At 47.7% G+C, this 260-nt stretch carries 1 pseudogene; it reads right to left on the bottom strand.

Features of this window, described 5'->3' with window-relative positions:
- Positions 1-260, bottom strand: a pseudogene (locus tag AAEY75_RS15870) (alcohol dehydrogenase); the annotation flags it as partial.

The raw sequence follows: 260 nt of genomic DNA, 5'->3' as shown, positions 1-260 counted from the left end.
CCTCACAGCCCCACGCATTGGCAAATTGCAGCGCTAGATGACCTAAACCACCGATACCAATAACGGCTACTCTTGAGATTGGCGTGATGTCATACTGCATAAGCGGATTAAACACCGTAACACCGCCACATAACAGTGGTCCTACCGCATTAAAATCAAGCCCTTCAGGTATCTTGATGACGCTCGTATCTTTTGCGCGTACCTTATCTGCAAAACCGCCATGATTACCAATGATAGTCCCTTCTTGCTCAGGGCATAGA

The sequence above is a fragment of the Psychrobacter sp. TB55-MNA-CIBAN-0194 genome, assembly GCF_040309505.1.
Taxonomy (GTDB): domain Bacteria; phylum Pseudomonadota; class Gammaproteobacteria; order Pseudomonadales; family Moraxellaceae; genus Psychrobacter; species Psychrobacter fozii.
This window is presented reverse-complemented; position numbering and strand designations above follow the sequence as displayed.